Origin of the sequence: Calothrix sp. NIES-2098 (genome assembly GCF_963875125.1) — a bacterium.
GTDB lineage: Bacteria > Cyanobacteriota > Cyanobacteriia > Cyanobacteriales > Nostocaceae > Aulosira.
The window spans coordinates 4,741,704-4,760,846 of sequence record NZ_CAWNKJ010000001.1 but is presented as its reverse complement, the minus strand read 5'-3'; the positions used below and the strand labels follow the sequence as shown (position 1 = coordinate 4,760,846).

The window sequence follows — 19,143 nt, the reverse complement described above, 5'->3', positions numbered from 1 at the left end:
ATAAAATTTCATACTTCAGACTTCAGACTTCATAGTTTCTTCAGCCCTGAGTAAGATAGAAATACTCAACACCCGTGAGCGATTAAAATTCGAGGTCAAGTAGGAATTGAGGCAACATGGCGGAAATATCAGCAAAACTAGTCCAAGAGCTACGCCAAAAAACCAATGCTGGCATGATGGACTGCAAAAAAGCACTACAAGAAAATGATGGCGACCTTGAAAAAGCCATAGATTGGTTGCGGCAAAAGGGCATCGCTAAAGGAGGTACAAAAGGCGATCGCGTTGCAGCAGAAGGTCTAGTAGACACCTATATCAAGCCTGGATCTCAGGTGGGTGTACTGATAGAAGTCAACTGCCAAACCGATTTTGTTGCCCGTAACGATGCTTTTAAGGCTCTAGTTAAGAATCTGGCAAAGCAAGCAGTCACAGTTGATAGTGTTGAGGCTTTATTGGCTCAACCCTATATTGAAGATACAAGCGTAACTGTAGATGACTTCATCAAGCAAATCATTACTACCTTGGGTGAAAATATCAAGGTACGCCGCTTTGTCAATTTTTCAATAGCAGAAGGCAAATCAGGCATAGTAGACAGCTACATTCACACTGGCGGTCGAGTTGGTGTTTTGGTTGAGGTAGACTCCGAAACTGATGCTGTAGTTGGCAATGAAGAGTTCCAAGGTTTAGCACGGAACACCGCTATGCAAGTAGCTGCTTGCCCGAATGTCGAGTATGTCAGTGTAGACGAAATCCCTGCCGAAGTTGCTGCTAGAGAAACAGAAGTTGAAATGGGGCGGGATGATTTAGCTAACAAACCCCAGAACATCAAAGAAAAGATTGTTCAGGGACGGATTGAAAAACGCCTGAAAGAATTTGCTTTGCTAGATCAACCTTTCATTAGAGATCAGAGCATTTCTGTGGAAGACCTGGTGAAGCAAGTTAAGTCTAAGCTAGGTCAAGACATCAAAATTAAACGCTTTGTGCGCTATGTCTTAGGTGAAGGCATTGAAAAGCAAGAAAGTAACTTTGCTGAGGAAGTTGCTGCACAGATGGGCACTAAGTAATTTTGTTATTGGTGAACCAGTGACGGGTACGTAGGGGGTTTCCCTCATGAGCAACTGGTGAACCCGAAGGGTCATTTGTCATTTGTCATTTGTAATTAGAACTAAGAACAAATGGCTAAAGACAGATGACTCTTGAAAAGACAGGTCAGGCAAACTATGCTGGCCTGTATTTTATTTTTGAGAATTTCACAGCTTCAGATCCTCGACTTATTGCAGAAGTTGGGGTTCTCGTCGCCGATAATCGGGATTTGCTATACTTTGCGCAAAATATCAAATTCTCAGAATGTTTATCTTAAAATAGATAGGTACATTTGTATCACTATTAGGTTTAGATGAGCTATCGAAAAAAGATATGGCTAGAGCAATCGAGCGAATTGATCGAGATATTGCACTGTTAAAAGAAGCGATAAGCGCGATCGCACTAGAACTTGAAAGTGCTTATGCTAATTATTTAGGCATCTTAGGACAAGCCGTTCGCCAGCAGTTGATTCTGGCAACTTATCACCTTTGTACTCAAGGTTATCCCGAAAAATTCCTGAATTTGTCACTGAATCAGCGGCAACAATTGCAACAAGCAATCCGCAAGTTAGGGCAGAAAGCAGCTGAACAGTTGCTGACTTTCATTAATAATCAAGAAACTCAGGATGAGGTGGCGGAGGTAACTGAGGAAGTTTTGGATGATGAGGTGGTGGAAGTAGCTGAGGAAGATGCAGGTGATGAGGGAGATGGGGATGATGACAAAAATCCACAATCTCAAATTAGTTTGGAAAAGGTTGCTATAGAAGAAAATCCTTCTATTACGCCAACAGACACGCCACCTGCCATACCCCAAGAAAGCATTCCGTCTCCAACGGGGGAAACCCCAACAGACAGTTTGCCCAAGTCAGGAAATCCGCCCACCCAACTGTCCTCTGCTTTGCAGTGGCTTCTTAAGTCGGGAAACGCGCCTGTGCAAGCATCCTCCGCAAGCGACTGGCTCAACTTTCCTAAAACGCTCAAATTCACCGATCCTTCTAACCCGATGGAATTGGTAGCTTGGCAACAGAGCTTAGAGAAATTAATTCAACATACACTGAAAAAAGTTACCCATGATGCCAATATTTTGCTGCAAAAAGTTAGTATCTTACCCAAAAAGTTACCAGAACCGATTTTAGAAGTAGCTGCGGCCGCATCAGAAGCATCTGGCGAAGTCATGCCTGGCCCGCCTAACATATTAAACTTAGTAATTGAAATTGAAAATGAGCAGGATACAGAGGAATCTGGACTGACAAGGCTGATGGCGATTAACCTCAGATTGAGTGAAATTGAATTTGCCGATCCTAAACTCTCTTCTGCACGCAAACAAATTCGCAATATTTTAATTCAGTTAAATAAACTAGGACAGGACTATAAAAAAAAGCAGCGCGAACGTTCAATTGCTGAGGCTGAAGCAGCATGGCGCGCTATTTGGAATGATGATTAACTAGTCCTTTGTCCTTTGTGAACAACCAATGACCAATGACCAATGACCAATGACTAATGACCAATGACAAACCAGATTGGATAAGATTGCAGAAAGCCTTGGCAATAGAAGCAGAACAAGGTTTTACAGACTTGATGGGTAGACAATATCGCTTTAGTGAATTTCTCAGCCTGACTTTTGGGAAATTCCCTATAGGTTTGCCCTCAAGCGAACGTCGTCGCTGGCAAGAATTAGCGCTGCAATTTGCTAAATATCCCGATTTGGTTTTGGAAGAGAGACAACATTTAATAGCAGAAACTCGCAGGTATTTATATCAATTACAGCAAGATGATGGGGAACAGCAGCAGAAGAACGGGGTAGCAGAGGCGCAGAATAGAAATTATCAATCTAAAATGCAAAATCTCACAACTCCAATTGTGGCTGAGGTGAGTCGAAGACTTGCGCCCAAGATTGACCAGAAATTGAGCGATTTACCAGAAATTGGGATTAGAAAAGCTGACAATTTGGGTCGTCTGGGTTTGTATACTGTGCGCGACCTACTTTACTACTATCCCCGCGACCACATTGACTATGCACGTCAGGTAAATATCCGCGAGTTGCAAGCGGGTGAAACGGTGACGATAGTCGCAACGGTAAAGCGCTGTAACTGTTTTAATAGTCCCAAAAATCAGAAGTTATCAATTTTAGAACTGATATTAAAGGATAATACCGGACAAATCAAAGTTAGTCGCTTTTCAGCTGGTACGCGTTTTACCAGTCGCGCTTGGCAAGAAGCTTTAAAACGCCGCTACCCGGTGGGTAGTGTAATTGCGGCTTGTGGGTTGGTGAAGGAAAGTAAATACGGCTTGACGCTGGATAACCCCGAATTAGAAGTATTAGCAAATCCCGGAGATACGATTGATTCTCTTACTATTGGTCGGGTTGTGCCAATTTATGCTTTAACTGAGGGTGTGGCGGCGAATATGGTACGACAGGTGGTAATAGCGGCTTTACCAGCAGCGGCCAATCTTAAAGATCCCTTACCCAAAGGTTTGCGGGAAAAGTATGGTTTGATGGAATTGAAAGATGCGATCGCTAATATTCACTTTCCTCCAGATAGCGCTTCTTTGCAAGTTGCCCGTCGTCGCCTAGTCTTTGACGAATTTTTCTACTTGCAACTAAGTTTATTGCAACGACAGTATCAAGCCAGGCAAATCCAAACTAGTGCTATTCTTGCTCCCAAAGGTCAGCTAATAAAACAATTCTACGAAATATTGCCGTTTCAACTCACTGGCGCACAGCAACGAGTAATCAACGATATTCTCAACGATTTACAGCAACCCACACCGATGAATCGGTTAGTACAGGGAGATGTAGGTTCTGGTAAAACTGTGGTGGCTGTGGTTGCTATTTTAGCGGCAATTCAATCTGGCTACCAAGCAGCGCTGATGGCTCCGACTGAAGTGTTGGCAGAACAGCATTATCGCAAGTTGGTTAGTTGGTTTAACTTGCTGCATTTACCAGTAGAATTACTGACAGGCTCCACAAAAACTGTCAAACGGCGACAAATTCATGCCCAACTAGAAACTGGAGAATTACCCCTGTTAGTTGGTACTCATGCCTTGATTCAAGACCCAGTAAACTTTCGCCAACTGGGTTTAGCAGTTATTGACGAACAGCATCGCTTTGGGGTGCAGCAACGGGCGCGTTTGCAGCAAAAAGGCGAACAACCTCATGTATTAACAATGACAGCTACTCCTATTCCGCGGACATTGGCATTGACGATACATGGGGATATGAATGTGAGCCAGATTGATGAGTTACCACCAGGACGGCAAAAGATTCAAACTACAATGCTTACAGGTCAGCAACGCACCCATGCTTACGACCTGATGCGTCGAGAAATAGCCCAAGGACGGCAAGTATATGTAGTTTTGCCACTGGTAGAAGAATCAGAAAAGCTGGATTTGCGATCGGCTGTTGAGGAGTATCAAAAGCTACAGGAGAGCGTTTTTCCTGACTTTCAAGTCGGATTGCTTCATGGTCGCATGAGTTCAGCCGAGAAGGACGAAGCAATTACTAAATTCCGCGATAACAAAACCCAAATTTTGGTATCTACCACAGTTGTTGAGGTGGGGGTAGATGTGCCGAATGCTACGGTAATGTTAATTGAAAATGCAGAACGGTTTGGATTATCACAACTGCACCAATTGCGGGGACGTGTTGGACGTGGTGCAGCACAGTCTTACTGTTTGCTGATGAGTAGTTCGAGAAGTCCTGACGCACAACAAAGGCTGAGAGTGATGGAACAGTCCCAGGACGGGTTTTTCATTTCAGAAATGGATATGCGTTTTCGCGGGCCTGGGGAAGTCTTGGGAACTCGTCAATCGGGTGTGCCTGATTTTACACTTGCAAGTTTGGTGGAAGACGAGGAAGTTTTACTGTTAGCGCGACAAGCAGCAGAGAAAGTAATTGAGATGGATGCAACTTTAGAACGTTGGTATTTGATGAAGGAAGAGTTGAAATATCGGTATGAAAGGTTAATGGGTGGGGCGATTTTGACTTAATTCTTAACCGCCGATGTACGCCGATAAACGCCGATGATTTATTAACTTAGTTGGCGGCGGAATTGGTTGATACTGATGGATAACAGTAGTGTAGCAAAGAGCAAAAGTGCGATCGCATGAGTCCATAACACCTCCAACCCCACACCTTTGAGCAGTATGCCTCGTACAATCTCTATATAATGACGTAGGGGATCTAGTAGAGATAAATACTTAAAGAATATGGGCATACTTTCAATGGGAGAGATAGCACCAGAAAGCTGAATTAAAGGTAAATTAATAAAAAATGATGTCAGTACAACTTGCTGCTGAGTACGGCAAACTGTAGCTAGCATAATACCAATTCCAATTCCGACAAATAAATAAAGTCCTGATAAGGTTAAAAAAAGTGCAGCATTGCCTCGAAAAGGAACGCTAAAAACTAATCTTCCTATACTTAAAGCCAAAATTACATCGCCCATCAACAGCACAAATAGGGGCACAATTTTAGCTAGTAATATCTCCCAAGCTTCTGCTGGAGTCATTAACAATTGTTCTAGAGTTCCTGTATCCTTTTCTCTAACAACTGTTACTGAAGAAACTAAAGAACTAATTAGCGTTAAAACTAATCCCAAAACTCCTGGGATAAAAAACCAACTACTTCGCAATCCAGGATTATAAAGAAAAGTTGTTTGTGGGCTAATTAATGGTGCTGCTTGATTAGATGATAAGCGACGGCTAAATTGATTAATCATCTGATTGAGATAACCTTGGGCGATACCAGCAGTATTGGCATCTACTGCATCAATCAAAATTTGAACTTCACCAGATTTATCTTCTGATAAATTACGTTTAAAATCCGGCGGGATAATTAAACCTGCTGTGATTTTTCCTTGCCTTACTTGTTCGCCTAAATCTTGAGTATTATACAGATATTTTTCTAATGTAAAGACTTTATTTACTGTTAAAAGAGAAACTAATTCTCTACTTTCATAAGTATTTGCATAATCGACAACTCCTAATTTGAGATAATGCACATCTGGATTGAGAGCAAAGCCATAAAGTAACATTTGAATTGTTGGCGGAATTATCAACAACACTAATGTTTCTCTACTACGCAATATTTGGCGAAATTCTTTAACTGCTAAACTCCAGAATCGGCTGTTTAATAAAGTTTGAATCCATTTCATATTTGGGTAAGCAAATTTAATTTTTTAAAGTCTCTTCCTACTGGGTACTAATCTGATAATTGCATTCGCTTTAATATCCGACGTGCGGCATTAAATAATAATAGTCCTAGAATTATTAACATGATTACTGAAAACCAAACGCCTGTCCATCCAGTACCGCGCACGTAAGCATCACGTGTGATTTCAATATAATAACGTGCTGGAATAATCGCCGAAACTAGAGAAAGTGGAAAAGGAATGTTACTGATAGGATAAATAAATCCAGATAGTAGTAAAGCTGTTAAGAAACCAACTAATGCTACGGCTTGAACGGCAGAATTTTGATTACCTACCCGTACACCAATTAATAAACCAAACATTACGCTATCTATTAAAAATATTAACGTGCCTAGTAATAATGATGTTGGCTCTACTGCAAAATTTAATTGCCAAATTATTGCACTGATTACCGTAATCACTAAAGCTACGCTAATTCCAATTAATAGATAAGCTAAACCTTTTCCTAACAACAGTTCTTCGGCGGTGAGGCTGGAAGCGTAAACTTGTAGGATTGTCCCTTTTTCTTTTTCGCGTACCATTGCAACTGCTGTTAATAGTGAGGGATAAATCCATAAAATAACTGCATAAACACCAGGCACAATATAAAGTGATTCTTTTCTGCCAGGATTAAACCAGAGGCGAATATGAGCAATTACTTTATTAAATGATGTTTGTAAACCTGAGTCTCTTAAGAAAAATATTGTTGTTGCTTGAATACTATTTTTAATAATTCGCGCGTTATTAACATCAGTGCCATCTACTAAAACTTGTACGTCAGTAGGCAATTCTGACTTAATTTTTCGGCTAAAATCTGGGGGAATTACTACAGTAGCTTTTGCAAGTCCTTTATCAATAGCTACTTGGGGGTTTTGGATGTCGGTATTTTGATTAGAAGTAAAAAGGGAAAATTTAGAATTATGAATTGGTTCAAATTGATTTGTGGCAAATAAGCGTTCTATATAAGAACGACTGAGAGGAGTGTTATCAAAATCTTGGATAAATAAAGGAATATTTTTAGATTCTAAGCGAATCACAAAACCAAAAATAATTAAGGTCATTAATGGCAAGAGAAATGCCAGCGCTAGGGAAAGGCGATCGCGCCGAAATTGTGCTAACTCTTTACGACATTGGGATAAAATTCTTTTCATTGATCAAGAGTCAAGGGTTAATGGTTATTAGTTATTTCTCCCCACACTCCCCACACTTCCCACACTCCCTCATCCCCCTACTCGCCTCTTTCCTCGGTGCGTTGTACTATGCCAATGAAGGCGTCTTCGAGTGAGAAGGGAATAGATCGCAGGGAGTGAATATTTATGTTGTTTGTTTGGAGAATTGAGCGAATTTGGGGAATATCGGAGTCTGGATAATCGAGAACTAAGTGTAGGCGATCGCCAAAAATTGACACTCGCCACGGTGCTAATTGTGTTTTAAGTAAATTAGACGCATCTTGGGTTTTATCTGTAACTATTTCTATCAACTGGCCGGGTTGTGCGGCTTTAATTTCGCTGGGAGAACCTTGAACTACCATTTCACCTGCTACCATAAACCCCATCCGGTTACATTGTTCGGCTTCTTCTAAATAATGGGTTGTGACTAGCACTGCTGTTCCTGACCTGGCGAACTCATTAATTAATCGCCAAAATTGACGGCGTGCTAACGGGTCTACTCCTGATGTGGGTTCGTCTAGAAATAATATTTCTGGTTCGTGCATGACGGAAGCACCAAAGGCGACTCGCTGCTTCCATCCTCCTGGTAACTGTCCGGTGAGCATATTTTCTCTACCAACTAAGCCACAAGTTGCTAGTACCCAGTTAATTTTGCTGCGGCGTAATTGTCTTGGCACGCCATAAACTCCACAGTAAAATTCTAGATTCTGGATAATAGTTAAATCATCGTAGAGTGTGAATTTTTGACTCATGTAACCAATGCGTTTGCGCAAAGCACTGCTGCGTAGATTTTGAGTTTCTCCTGCTAAAGAGATTTTGCCTGAGGTTGGTTCTAGCAATCCGCAGAGCATTTTAATGATTGTTGTCTTTCCTGCACCATTTGCGCCTAGTAATCCATATATTTCTCCATAGCGAATTTCTAAATCGGCGCTTTTCACTGCTTGGAAGTCGCCAAATATTTTTCTGAGTTTATTTGCAGCAATAGCAATCTCTCCTCGAACACCTCTATTATTTAACTGAGAACGAGGAAAAGAAATAAATTCTGGGTCGTTTCCAGATGCGCGTAGGCGGCTAACAAAAACGTTTTCTAGAGTGACATCTGCTGTTTGAATGTTGTCGAGTTGTAGGTGCTGTTGCACAAAGATTTTTTCAACTGTTGCTGTAGCAATCGCGGCATCTTTGACTAAGACGTCTAATCGATCGCCAAAGGTTTGAACATCGACAATTGATGTTTGGGTATTGTTGATTTTTGTATGTAATACTTGTTCGGCAGCTTCAATTTGATTGGTGCGAACTTCTAAACGCTGTAAACCTAAACTTTCGCGTAACTGGGAAAGAGTACCAATTTGCTGAATTTCTCCTTCGTACATTAAAGCAATGCGATCGCACCTTTCAGCTTCATCGAGATAAGGTGTAGCTACAACTACCGTAACTCCCTCAGCAGCAATCGCCGCCAAAACATCCCAAAATTCCCGCCGCGATACCGGGTCAACGCCTGTCGTCGGTTCGTCCAACAACAAAATTTCTGGTTGGGAAATCAACGCACAGCACAAAGCTAACTTCTGCTTCATCCCACCGGAGAGACGACCAGCCAAGCGATCGCCAAATTTCTCCAAACTCATCAATCGCAGGTATTTATTGCGACGTTGCACAAAAGTCTTATCAGGAACTTCACGCAGACCAGCACTATAACGGAGATTTTCATCGATGCTGAGGTCAAGATAAAGCGAAAATTGCTGTGTCAGATAACCAATAGCTAAACGCGCATCGCGGGGAGGTTTGCCTAAAATCTGAATATTCCCAGCCGATGCTTCCATCACTCCACCTAAAATGTGGAATGTCGTAGTTTTTCCCGCACCATCAGGGCCAATTAAGCCAAAAATTTCCCCCTGTTTGACAGCAAAATCAATTCCCTTAACGGCAACTAATTTGCCGTACCGTTTGTTTAAACCCTCCACTTGAATTACAGAATTTGTCATTGGTTACGAGTCAAGAGTCAAAGGTCAAGGGGAGCCAGCGCGGTCTTGGGGGTTCCCCCCATGAGCGACTGGCGTTCAAGGGTCAAGAGTTAAGCTTGGAATTTTACGCTCAAAGGAGCAAATTCTAAGTTCAAAAATGTAGTTTTCAAGCTCAAAGGTGCAATCTCCGAGTAAAAAGGTGCAACTTCGAGGATAAAAGGTGCAATCTCCGAGTAAAAAGGTGCAACTTCGAGGATAAAAGGCTCAAACTCCGAGCAAAAAGGTGCAACTTTGAGGTTCAAAGGCTCAACCTCCAAGCAAAAAGGCTCAACTTCCAGGCTCTAAGGTGCAATTTCCAGGTTCAAAGGTTCAACATTTAGGCTCTAAGGAGCAATCTCCGAGCAAAAAGGAGCAATCTTCAAGCTCAAAGGTGCAATTTTCAGGTTCAAAGGATCAACTTCCAGGCTCTAAGGCTGAACATCCAAGCTCAAAGGCGCAAACACCATCCTTACTTCACAACATAATATGTCCTCTTGTCCCTTTTCTCTCCACGCTCCCCACACTTCCCACACTTCCCACACTCCCCACACTCCCTCATCTCCTCACTTCTCCCCCTCCGGTGTAATATTAATCTCGGCATCTGCTGGCATTCCTGGTTTGGCTAATCCGGCGGGATTGTCGATGATGATTTTGACACCAAAAACTTGTTTCACTCGGTCTTGCTGGAAATAAATATTCTCAGGGGTGAAAGAAGCTTGGGTATCAATAGCAGCAACTTTGGCACTCAGGGGTTGTTTGGGTGCGGAATCTAGAAAGATCTTAGCTTCTTGACCGACACGGACTTTACCAATATTTCCTTGGGGAATAAAAGCACGGAGATAGACTGTATTAGGATCTATGATTGTCAACAGAGTTTTGCCAGTGGTAACAACTGCACCGGGTTCAACACTGCGGCTGACAACTACGCCGTTAATCGGACTGATAACATTGAGGTCGGCAAATTTAGCCTTCATTTCTTGCTGAGAGGCTTTGGCGTTGGCTACATCAGCTTGAGCTGCGGCTAGTTTCAGGCGAGTTTGAGCCAATTGCGTGTTTAACCCTGAGAGTTGGGTGCTGCGAATAGAAGGATTTAACCCGACACTTTGAGCTTGGGTTAATTGTCCTTGGGCAGAATTGACTAATTTCCGGAAAGAATCTACTGCTGCTTGACGGGATCTGAGGTTGGCTAATGCAGTTTCCCAGCTGGTTTGGGCTTGGTCAAATTGTTGACGAGTTACAGCTCCTTGTTTAACTAATTTAGCGTAGCGATCGCGATTCATTTGCGCTAATTTCAACTCAGATTTGGCTTGTTCTACCTGAGCAATTGCTTGATTTAGCTGGGCTTGACTCGAAGCTACTGATGACTCAGCTTGGAAAATTCGGCCTTTAGCATCTCCCACCGCTTGTTGCAAGGTCAGCCGATTTTCTAAGACTTGGCTTTCTAGAAGATTAATTTGTAAACGTGCTTGTTCTTCTTGTTTTTGCATCGCATCTACACGCGCAGATGCACCTTTAAGTTGCGCTTGAATCTCTGCATCATCTAACTGGACAATAACTTGTCCTTTATGAACTCTATCCCCTTCTCGCACAGCAACAGAGGCGATGCGTCCCGCTACTTTAGCGCCGATATCAGTTTCATAACCTTCAATACGACCGCTTACTCGCAGTGTATTAGCTTCCGAGCGTGATGAAATCAAATAAGAGCTGAAAATACCAATACCTGTGAGTACTAAACCTACAGGTATTAACAACCGAGGAGAAAGTTTGCGTTTACCTTTATCTGATGCAGGTGTATCAAAAGGTTCTTGGGCTGGTGAGAGTGGCTGAACCATATCTTTATCTGGGTTTAATAGGGATATCAAACTGGAAGTTAATGTTGTGTTTGCACAGCAGAATCAGCTTGAGTAAACAGGTTATATGAAATTTTCTTCAGTTTGTATAGTTCTAAGTAGCATTATCAAATATAACCAAGCTAATAGTTTAGCCGAACTGCTTTGGTTGCTTAAACTACATCAGCATCTACAGCTTATGCAAAAGCGTGGCGGATTGCTGTGGGCATGATATAAAAATTACCATTTACATCCACATTAATAGAGTAGTAATGCTGTTATACAGTCCACGGCTAATATATCAACCACTGTGGTCTCGCTAAATTAAGAAGCATGACAAGATATAGGAGGCCAAGAACTATGAGGTGTGGTGTTTGCTATTAGTTGAACCTCACCTTTGTTGTTAATCGCCCAACTGTTAACTTCTACAATCGGTTCCGCGATCGCAGTTGTTGATTTTAAACTAACAGATGCATGAGAGCGATCGCGATTGAGAGTAATTGCATCTACTAACAAAGCTTCAGGAGCCAACATCTCATAAGGATTGGGTGGTAAACCGCCGCGTCCGGTAATAGCAAACGAACTGAGGCTTTCTCTGCTACCAAGAGAGCAGCTGGCGTTGATTTGCTGGGCAGCATCAACTACATTTCTGGGCAATTCTACTAATCCATGCTTAGGGTCAACATTGATGCCGTTGATTTGCACCGTACCATTGAGTTGAGAATTTACCCCCGTCGCTGTAATATCACTTGTTTGCTCGGATGCTACATCTTGTAACTCTGTACCAAAGATACCTTCGGTGTTGATTTGAACTCTTCCGCCCCGGAAGTTTGCGGAATTGGCGCTGATATCGCTATTGGCAAATGCCGCTAACACATCTGTGTCAATGTTGATGTTACCGCCGACGACATTGGGGCCAAAGGCGTTAGTGGTGATTTTGCTACCCCGCAGTAAGATTAAATCGCGAGAATTTAGAGTAATAGTTGCTTGCTCTTTATTTGGGTCAGTACTGATACTTTGGGTATCAGCGCTCAAGGTAGCTTTGTTATCTAAACGCACAGAGCCAGCATTAATATTGAGGTTGCCTGCTTTACCTTTTCCCTCACTGCGCACAGTAACTATACCGCGATCGCTCACTAGCAACTTATTAGTGTTAATTGTTAAGTCTCCCGCATCGCCTGTAACGTTTGGCAAAGACCGTGTAAATAAACCGCTACTAGATTGGCCATCCAGGGAAGTCCCCATAACTTGCACAGAATTAGCATTTACAGTCACATTCCCTCCCTTACCCGCACCAAAGGTACTCGCGCTAATTCTTGCCCCATCTTTTACCAGCAACTTATCGGTATTAATTGTGATATTTCCGGCTGCACCTGTTGCACCTTGGGCGCTAGAAGCAAACAAGCCATAGAAACGAAAATTGGGTAAGCTGCCAATAAGTTGCACAGAGTTACTAGCATTGACAAGTAAATCGCCGCCTTTTCCCGGCCCCGATGTGCCAGAACTGATGAGTGCGCCATTACGAACGAATAAGTCACGAGTATTAATTGTCAAATTTCCTCCCATCCCAGTTGCACCTGGATAAGCTATGACAAAAAAGCCAGTGTCTTGTCCGCTATCGGTACTAGCAACTATATCTATTGATTCGAGTGCATTCACAACCATTGCACCCCCGGCTTCCGCACCCAAAGTACTTGCCTCGATTTGGGAACCTTGAGATAAGGAAATCCGGTTAGCGGTTACTTGAATATCGCCGCTACCGTTACCGCTAGCATCAGCGATCGCTTTTTGAAATAGTTGAATGTTGCCAAAGTTTTTTACGGTGTCATAACCCAAGGCAAAACCTTTATTAATCGGAGTCAGGCTAACTAAACCTTCACCTGAAACGCTACCCAATTCTATCCGTCCGCCAGCAGTCTTGAGTGTTGCACCTTCTAAACTCAGATCGCCACCAACCAGTGCTAAGGTTTGGTTGGGTTGGACTCGTAAAGCATTTGTAGTATCGATAATAGCAGAACTTGCCGTTCTTCTTCCTTTGCGATCGCCTTGGACTTGAATTCTGCCGGGATTTGCCCCATATTGCAAACCAATAGGTACGCTGATAGTTAACATTGCTGCTGGGGAATTAGTAGCATTGAATTCAAAACCATCAGTAAATTTTAAACTTCTTGCCGTACTCGCAATAAATGAACCGCCAATATCTAAGCGTGCATTTTGACCAAAAATAATTCCTTGAGGATTAATTAAAAATAAGTTAGCATTCCCATTAGCTTTGATTAACCCATCAATATTAGAGACCGATCCACCTGTCACCCGACTAATAATATTCTGAATATCTGCGGCATTATTAAAGAAAGCAGTGCTACCAGTTACAACAGAAAACTCTTGGAAACTATGAAACAAATTGCTGCCAGCTTGAGTTCCCCCTTCAATCAGATTGATGTTACCTTGGGGAGTAACTCTAGAATTATTAGGTAGCGTCCCATCTGTTGTAATTTGAGCGAAAGCACTATTTGCAGAAAGAATAGTGACGCTTGCGTAGACGCAAAGCGTCTTGTCGCAAGACATCGCAATACTGAAAAACCAACTTAAACTAGTACTCATGCCGGACATTGAACCTTTCTAAGCCAAGTAGTTACTCGCGGTCAAAAAACCTTGGCAAGTTTGAAACACAATTTATCATGTGGTTGAATAAATTGATTGCTAACTAACTCAAAAATTTTGTGAGTCTAAACTTTGAGATTCACTTTTTCAGATTGCTCACCTCTTACCGAACACATCCCAAACTGCCATCAGTATTTCGGCTGTTTTTATCTTCCGCGCTCGCCTCAGAAAGTGTGTCTTTAGGAAGTTATAGTTAACTTTTCTCCTATGTTTGAATTGGCTCACAGCTGAAGCGATAGCGACCATAAAAGGAGAAAAGATGTCAGAAAGTACGTCAAATTCAGAAATGCTATACCGAGTTCTTGGCAGTACCAAAGAGAGAGTTTCTGCGATCGGACTGGGTGGTTGGCACATAGGTTTGAAGCACGTTGATGAGGAACTCGGTATCCGAATTGTGCGTACAGCGATCAATCGCGGCATGACTTTTATGGATAACAGTTGGGATTATAACGGTGGTGTCAGTGAAATTCGCATGGGCAAAGCACTCCGCGATGGCTACCGAGATCAAGTTTTCCTGATGACGAAAATCGATGGTCGTTCTAAGAAAGCAGCGGCAAAACAAATAGACGAATCACTGCAACGCCTGCAAGTTGATTGCATAGATCTCGTCCAGCATCACGAAATTCTCCGCCACGAAGATCCCCATCGCGTATTTGATGAAGAAGGAGCAAATGCTGCTTTGATTGAGGCGCGAGAAGCTGGGAAGCTGCGCTACATTGGCTTTACTGGGCACAAAGACCCTTATGTGCATCTGCATATGCTAGAGGTTGCGGCTAGTTTTGGGTTTAAGTTTGATACAGTGCAGATGCCATTGAATGTCATGGATGCACACTACCGCAGTTTTGCCAAGCTGGTTTTACCAGAACTAGTCAAACAAAACATCGGTGTTTTGGGCATGAAAAGCATGGCAAACGGTATTCTACTCAAGTCAAATACTGTCACGCCCATTGAGTGTTTACACTATGCGTTAAATTTGCCGACATCAGTTGTGATTACCGGGATTGACAGTATGGAGATTCTCGACCAAGCTTTTGAAGCAGTCCGGACATTTCAACCAATGGACGAGCAACAAGTGCGATCGCTTTTAGCAAAAACAGCACAAGCAGCATCACGCGGTGAATTTGAGCCATTCAAAACCTCATCAATCTTTGATAGCACTGCTCAAAATCCCGATTGGCTAGGAGAGGAACCACAGCGCCTTCAGCAATTGATGTCAAATTGAGGGGAAGCAGAGGGAATGTGGGGAGTGTGGGAAGTGTGGGGAGTGTGGGGAGGTGGGGACAAGGGAGCAGGGGAAGAAATGCCCAATGCCCCATATCCTTTTAGTTCTAACGATTCAGTTCTGATAATTTGATAATCATATTAATTAATTTAGCGGGTTCAACTGGCTTGGCAGCATACATATGAAAGCCTGCTTCTAGGGCTTGGGCGGTGTCTTCTTCTCTAGCATAGGCTGTTAAGGCGATCGCGGGAATTCGCCCTCCTTGTTCTGGTTCCAGAAGTCTCACTTTGCGGATGAGTGTATAGCCGTCTTCTTCGGGCATCCCAATATCGCTAATTAAAATATCTGGTGGGTCTTGTTGAATTGCTGAGAGTGCTTCGTTTACCGAATCTACTGCCCTCACTTCAGCGCCAGCTTGCTGTAGTGCCACAGTGAGAAAATGACGGGTATCAGTATCATCATCAACAACTAGTAAGCGCACCTGATTTAAAGGTAATGGTGTTAAAGATACAGAAGCAGTGTCCTCAGAGTTTTCTTCAGTTTCTTGGCTTTTTTGCGCCTTTGCTTGTAACAGAGGCAATTTAACAGTAAAGGTTGCGCCCTGTCCTTCACCAGGGCTGTCAGCATGGATAGTGCCGCCGTGTAGTTCTACTAAGTGACGGGCGATCGCTAATCCTAGCCCTAGCCCAGTGTGACTTCTGGTGGTACTCCCATCGGCTTGACGAAAGCGATCGAAAACAAATTGCAAAAAGTCTGATTTTATACCGATTCCTGTATCGCTTACCTGAATCTGGGCGTAGCTGTCTTTTGTTTCTTTACCCTTAATTGTTGATAATCTAATTTCTACCCGACCGTTTTGCGGTGTGAACTTAATCGCATTGCTGAGTAGATTCCAGACAACTTGTTGTAAGCGATCTGGATCGCCGGAGACCATAAAAGGTGAGGCTAAATGGTTAGACACGGAGACATAGCCATTATTCTGGCTTTTGCTTTGGGCTTTTTTCTTTTTCTCAAGATTCCCCGTGTCTGTAGGTGCAATGACAAACTCAAATAAAATATTTTTGGCTTCAGCTTGCAGGCGTACAGTTTCTACTGCTGTATCAATTACCGATACTAAATTTACAGGGCAGATATTTAAAAATAGCTTGCCACGAATAATTCGAGAGACATCTAAAATATCTTCTATGAGCTGCTCTTGTAAAAGCGCATTGCGTTCTATAGTTTCTAGGGCACGTGTAGTCGCTTTCTCATCTAGTTTGCGATTGCGTAGGAGTTTTGCCCAACCCAGAATGGAGTTTAAAGGCGTGCGCAGTTCGTGAGATAAGGTGGCTAAAAACTCATCTTTCATGCGGTTGGCTGCCTCCGCTTCTTTGAGTGCTGCTTGTTCGCGGATCAGTTTGGCGCGTTCTTCTTCTGCTTGCTTGCGATCGCTAATATCTTCTACTGTGCCTACATAACCAATGACTTCGCTGCGATCGGAAAGCATGGGTGAGGAACGCAGGGTTAACCATCTTACCAGCCCTCTAGGTGTTTGAATACTAAACTCGCTATAGTATTCTTTGCCTTCTTCGGTGCAGGTTAACCATTCGGCAAATATTTTTTCTCGGTCTTGGGAAGCAAGCGATCGCAACCAGCCTTTGCCCAAACATTCATCTTCCGAGATGCCTAAAATCGTTTGGTAGCGGGGATTGGTGTACGTACAATTCCCAGCAACATCTGTTAAAAAAATGCCTACTGGCGAACAAGCAGATAAAGAGCGAAACTGTTCTTCGCTTTTTCTGAGATTAGCATTCAAAGCTGCTAGTTGGGCAGCTTGTCGTTCCACCTCTGCCGTTTTCTGAAACAAATCGACAAACGCTGCTACTTTCGATTTTAAGATTTCTGGTTCAATCGGCTTAAATAGATAGTCTACTGCTCCCAGAGAATATCCTTTAAATACCATTGACTCGTTAGTACTAAAGGCAGTCAAAAAAATGATTGGGGTATGGCGCGACCTCTCCCGTTGTCGAATTAGAGTTGCTGTGTCAAATCCATCCATTTCTGGCATTTGCACATCCAGCAAAATTACCGCAAAGTCTTGATTTAGCAAACATCTTAACGCTTGGGCACCCGATGTCGCCCTTACCAGATTCTGACCTAGGCTATGTAATATGGCTTCTAGAGCCAACAAGTTTTCTGCATGGTCATCAACCAGGAGAATATTTACTGGTAGTTCGGACGGCATTATGGGTATAGACTCCTAGGTAGACTTAAAAATTTAGTTTCTACGCTTTTTTATAGACTTTCACTCTTGGGAGGGGTATTTTACAACTATCTCAGGTTACAAGTTTGCGACAGAGGAATAAAGATATACTAATTTATGCCATTCGATTGAGAAAGCCTTGTCTAAAGATTTGCTTTTTGTTCTCAGAGCCTAATTGTAGAAAGATCCAAGCTGGCTGTCAAAGAATTCCTGAGTCACAAATCCAGAGGAATATTAACCTTAGAGATGGTGAACGCGATCGCATAATCTCGCATAAAAAAAGCAAAGGCTTCTCTTTTTGTTGTTAAAGAAGCATAGGACAACAAATTTGGGTTAAGAAGCTGGCAATATCTGTCAAGGGCAAGATTTTATCGACAATTACAGATGCGATCGCAGATTGTGGCATGATTGGGCATTCAGCTGTTTTTGGGTCTTGAATTATGGCTTTACCACCAAGTGCTTTAATTCTCGTCAATCCACTTGTACCATCATGATTAGCACCAGTCAAAACTACACCTATGACCTTTTGGGCGTAAGCATCAGCCGCTGACTCAAATAGAACATCAATTGAGGGTCGCGTATAAGTAACGGCGGCTTCTGTCGAAAGGGCAAAGTGGCGAGATTCGCAAGAAACACCACATTCCACTAATAAATGATAATCAGCTGGAGCTAAGTAAACTGTCCCAGGTATGATTTCTTCTTTATCTTCGGCATCTTTAACAATTAAATTGCTGTGTTTCTGTAAGAAAGCACTTAAGTTATCATCGGTATAGGGCTGACGGTGTTGTGCTACAGCTATCGGTACAGGAAAATTTTTTGGGAGATTTCCTAATACAATTGTCAGAGCATTTAACCCTCCTAATGATGCACCAATGACAATAAGTTCAAAGTAAGGGCGAGAAATAATTTTTCGATTGCTAACCGATTCTCCTATAAAGCTTCTCACGGTCATCTAATACCTCATACTGTTTCTCATAAGGTGTAAACCGCAGCGACTCTTGGCGTCCTAAACCTAAAATGCCAAATCTAACTAGGCTTTCATACAATAGATGATGCACCCTAGCTTGTAAGGATTTATCAAAGTAGATCAGGACGTTGCGACACAATATTACATGAAATTCATTAAAAGAACTATCCGTGACTAAATTATGTGGTGAGAAGACAATATTTTCTTTGAGGGAGGCGCGAAATATAGCGCCATCGTAAGCAGCAGTGTAATATTCTGAGAAATAAGTTTTACCGCCAGATTGTAAATAATTTTGAGTATATTGCTGCATGAGTTCTAGGGGAAAAATCCCATCTCTGGCTTTGCGTAGCACCATTTCGTTCATGTCTGTGGCATAGAGTCGCGAACGATGGTAAAGCCCTTCTTCTTGCAGCAAGATGGCCATAGAATAAACTTCTTCGCCAGTAGAACAACCTGCGTGCCAAATCCGAATAAAAGGATAAGTTTTTAATAAAGGTACGACTTTCTTTCTAAAAGCAAGATAAAAACTAGCATCGCGAAACATGGCGGTTACGTGAACTGAAAGATTCAGCAAAAACCGTTCCATACATTCGCGATCGTGCAAGACTTTTTCTTGTAAGCCAGAGATAGTAGTTAAATTTTCTGATTTAATGGTCGTCCAAATGCGACGTTTCAGAGAAGCTAGGGCATAATTCCGAAAATCTAAACCATAGTAACGGTATATGCCCTCAAGCAATAGTTGAATTTCGAGGTCTTCTAGATTTGGGTTCATTAGAAATGGG

General features: G+C 42.5%; 14 protein-coding genes. 5 read left to right on the top strand and 9 right to left on the bottom strand.

Annotation, left to right across the window (positions count from 1 at the left end; translation table 11 throughout):
- Nucleotides 1–116 precede the first annotated feature (116 nt).
- From tsf to recG, 3 genes are all read left to right on the top strand, one after another.
- A complete protein-coding gene (tsf, locus tag AACU33_RS19865; RefSeq protein ID WP_096590291.1) occupies nt 117–1,061 on the top strand; it encodes a translation elongation factor Ts in 945 nt (314 codons plus the stop codon).
- 352 nt (nt 1,062–1,413) lie between these two features.
- Nucleotides 1,414–2,523, top strand: a complete 1,110-nt coding sequence (locus tag AACU33_RS19860; protein ID WP_096590290.1) for a primosomal protein — start codon at nt 1,414–1,416, stop codon at nt 2,521–2,523.
- Between the two features lie 56 nt (nt 2,524–2,579).
- Complete coding sequence (gene recG / locus AACU33_RS19855; RefSeq protein WP_096590289.1) at nt 2,580–5,069, top strand: ATP-dependent DNA helicase RecG; 2,490 nt, start codon at nt 2,580–2,582, stop codon at nt 5,067–5,069.
- A 41-nt stretch (nt 5,070–5,110) separates the two neighbouring features.
- Here recG and AACU33_RS19850 read toward each other — a convergent pair whose 3' ends face one another.
- The 5 genes from AACU33_RS19850 to AACU33_RS19830 all read right to left on the bottom strand — a co-directional run bounded on the left by AACU33_RS19850 (nt 5,111) and on the right by AACU33_RS19830 (nt 11,269).
- Nucleotides 5,111–6,235 (bottom strand): ABC transporter permease, encoded by a 1,125-nt coding sequence (locus tag AACU33_RS19850; protein WP_096590288.1) that lies wholly within the window; start codon nt 6,233–6,235, stop codon nt 5,111–5,113.
- 47 nt (nt 6,236–6,282) lie between these two features.
- A complete protein-coding gene (locus AACU33_RS19845; protein ID WP_096590287.1) occupies nt 6,283–7,422 on the bottom strand; it encodes an ABC transporter permease in 1,140 nt (379 codons plus the stop codon).
- Nucleotides 7,423–7,499: 77 nt separating this feature from the next.
- Nucleotides 7,500–9,419, bottom strand: coding sequence for an ATP-binding cassette domain-containing protein (locus AACU33_RS19840; RefSeq protein ID WP_096590286.1), 1,920 nt, complete (start codon nt 9,417–9,419; stop codon nt 7,500–7,502).
- An 89-nt stretch (nt 9,420–9,508) separates the two neighbouring features.
- Nucleotides 9,509–9,700 (bottom strand): hypothetical protein, encoded by a 192-nt coding sequence (locus AACU33_RS19835; protein WP_339376159.1) that lies wholly within the window; start codon nt 9,698–9,700, stop codon nt 9,509–9,511.
- A gap of 300 nt (nt 9,701–10,000) precedes the next feature.
- The gene (locus tag AACU33_RS19830; RefSeq protein WP_096590284.1) at nt 10,001–11,269 is read right to left on the bottom strand and encodes an HlyD family secretion protein; all 1,269 of its coding nucleotides are present in this window, start codon (nt 11,267–11,269) and stop codon (nt 10,001–10,003) included.
- Between the two features lie 85 nt (nt 11,270–11,354).
- Between AACU33_RS19830 and AACU33_RS19825 the strand changes: the two genes are divergently transcribed.
- Nucleotides 11,355–11,498: a hypothetical protein gene (locus AACU33_RS19825; RefSeq protein ID WP_339376158.1), complete on the top strand. Its 144-nt coding sequence runs from the start codon at nt 11,355–11,357 to the stop codon at nt 11,496–11,498.
- Nucleotides 11,499–11,590: 92 nt separating this feature from the next.
- Here the strand turns inward: AACU33_RS19825 and AACU33_RS19820 are convergent, their stop codons facing one another.
- Nucleotides 11,591–13,870 carry a two-partner secretion domain-containing protein gene (locus AACU33_RS19820; RefSeq protein ID WP_339376157.1) on the bottom strand — a complete coding sequence of 760 codons (2,280 nt, stop codon included), beginning with the start codon at nt 13,868–13,870 and terminating at the stop codon, nt 11,591–11,593.
- A 319-nt stretch (nt 13,871–14,189) separates the two neighbouring features.
- Here AACU33_RS19820 and AACU33_RS19815 point away from each other — a divergent pair, with 319 nt between their 5' ends.
- Nucleotides 14,190–15,152 (top strand): aldo/keto reductase, encoded by a 963-nt coding sequence (locus AACU33_RS19815; protein ID WP_096590283.1) that lies wholly within the window; start codon nt 14,190–14,192, stop codon nt 15,150–15,152.
- A 106-nt stretch (nt 15,153–15,258) separates the two neighbouring features.
- Here the strand turns inward: AACU33_RS19815 and AACU33_RS19810 are convergent, their stop codons facing one another.
- The 3 genes from AACU33_RS19810 to AACU33_RS19800 all read right to left on the bottom strand — a co-directional run bounded on the left by AACU33_RS19810 (nt 15,259) and on the right by AACU33_RS19800 (nt 19,133).
- On the bottom strand, nt 15,259–17,376 hold the full coding sequence (locus AACU33_RS19810; protein WP_096590282.1) for a response regulator: 2,118 nt from the start codon (nt 17,374–17,376) through the stop codon (nt 15,259–15,261).
- Nucleotides 17,377–17,698: 322 nt separating this feature from the next.
- Nucleotides 17,699–18,346, bottom strand: a complete 648-nt coding sequence (locus AACU33_RS19805; protein WP_096590281.1) for a chemotaxis protein CheB — start codon at nt 18,344–18,346, stop codon at nt 17,699–17,701.
- Complete coding sequence (locus tag AACU33_RS19800; protein WP_096595314.1) at nt 18,312–19,133, bottom strand: CheR family methyltransferase; 822 nt, start codon at nt 19,131–19,133, stop codon at nt 18,312–18,314. The genes AACU33_RS19805 and AACU33_RS19800 overlap by 35 nt, the downstream gene beginning before the upstream one ends.
- Between the last annotated feature and the right edge of the window lie 10 nt (nt 19,134–19,143).

Bases quoted from the DNA above. Each gene is read 5' to 3' on its own strand.
- tsf (WP_096590291.1), top strand. From the start codon at position 117: ATGGCGGAAATATCAGCAAAACTAGTCCAAGAGCTACGCCAAAAAACC.
- AACU33_RS19860 (WP_096590290.1), top strand. From the start codon at position 1,414: ATGGCTAGAGCAATCGAGCGAATTGATCGAGATATTGCACTGTTAAAA.
- recG (WP_096590289.1), top strand. From the start codon at position 2,580: ATGACCAATGACAAACCAGATTGGATAAGATTGCAGAAAGCCTTGGCA.
- AACU33_RS19850 (WP_096590288.1), bottom strand. From the start codon at position 6,235: ATGAAATGGATTCAAACTTTATTAAACAGCCGATTCTGGAGTTTAGCA.
- AACU33_RS19845 (WP_096590287.1), bottom strand. From the start codon at position 7,422: ATGAAAAGAATTTTATCCCAATGTCGTAAAGAGTTAGCACAATTTCGG.
- AACU33_RS19840 (WP_096590286.1), bottom strand. From the start codon at position 9,419: ATGACAAATTCTGTAATTCAAGTGGAGGGTTTAAACAAACGGTACGGC.
- AACU33_RS19830 (WP_096590284.1), bottom strand. From the start codon at position 11,269: ATGGTTCAGCCACTCTCACCAGCCCAAGAACCTTTTGATACACCTGCA.
- AACU33_RS19825 (WP_339376158.1), top strand. From the start codon at position 11,355: ATGAAATTTTCTTCAGTTTGTATAGTTCTAAGTAGCATTATCAAATAT.
- AACU33_RS19820 (WP_339376157.1), bottom strand. From the start codon at position 13,870: ATGAGTACTAGTTTAAGTTGGTTTTTCAGTATTGCGATGTCTTGCGAC.
- AACU33_RS19815 (WP_096590283.1), top strand. From the start codon at position 14,190: ATGTCAGAAAGTACGTCAAATTCAGAAATGCTATACCGAGTTCTTGGC.
- AACU33_RS19810 (WP_096590282.1), bottom strand. From the start codon at position 17,376: ATGCCGTCCGAACTACCAGTAAATATTCTCCTGGTTGATGACCATGCA.
- AACU33_RS19805 (WP_096590281.1), bottom strand. From the start codon at position 18,346: ATGACCGTGAGAAGCTTTATAGGAGAATCGGTTAGCAATCGAAAAATT.
- AACU33_RS19800 (WP_096595314.1), bottom strand. From the start codon at position 19,133: ATGAACCCAAATCTAGAAGACCTCGAAATTCAACTATTGCTTGAGGGC.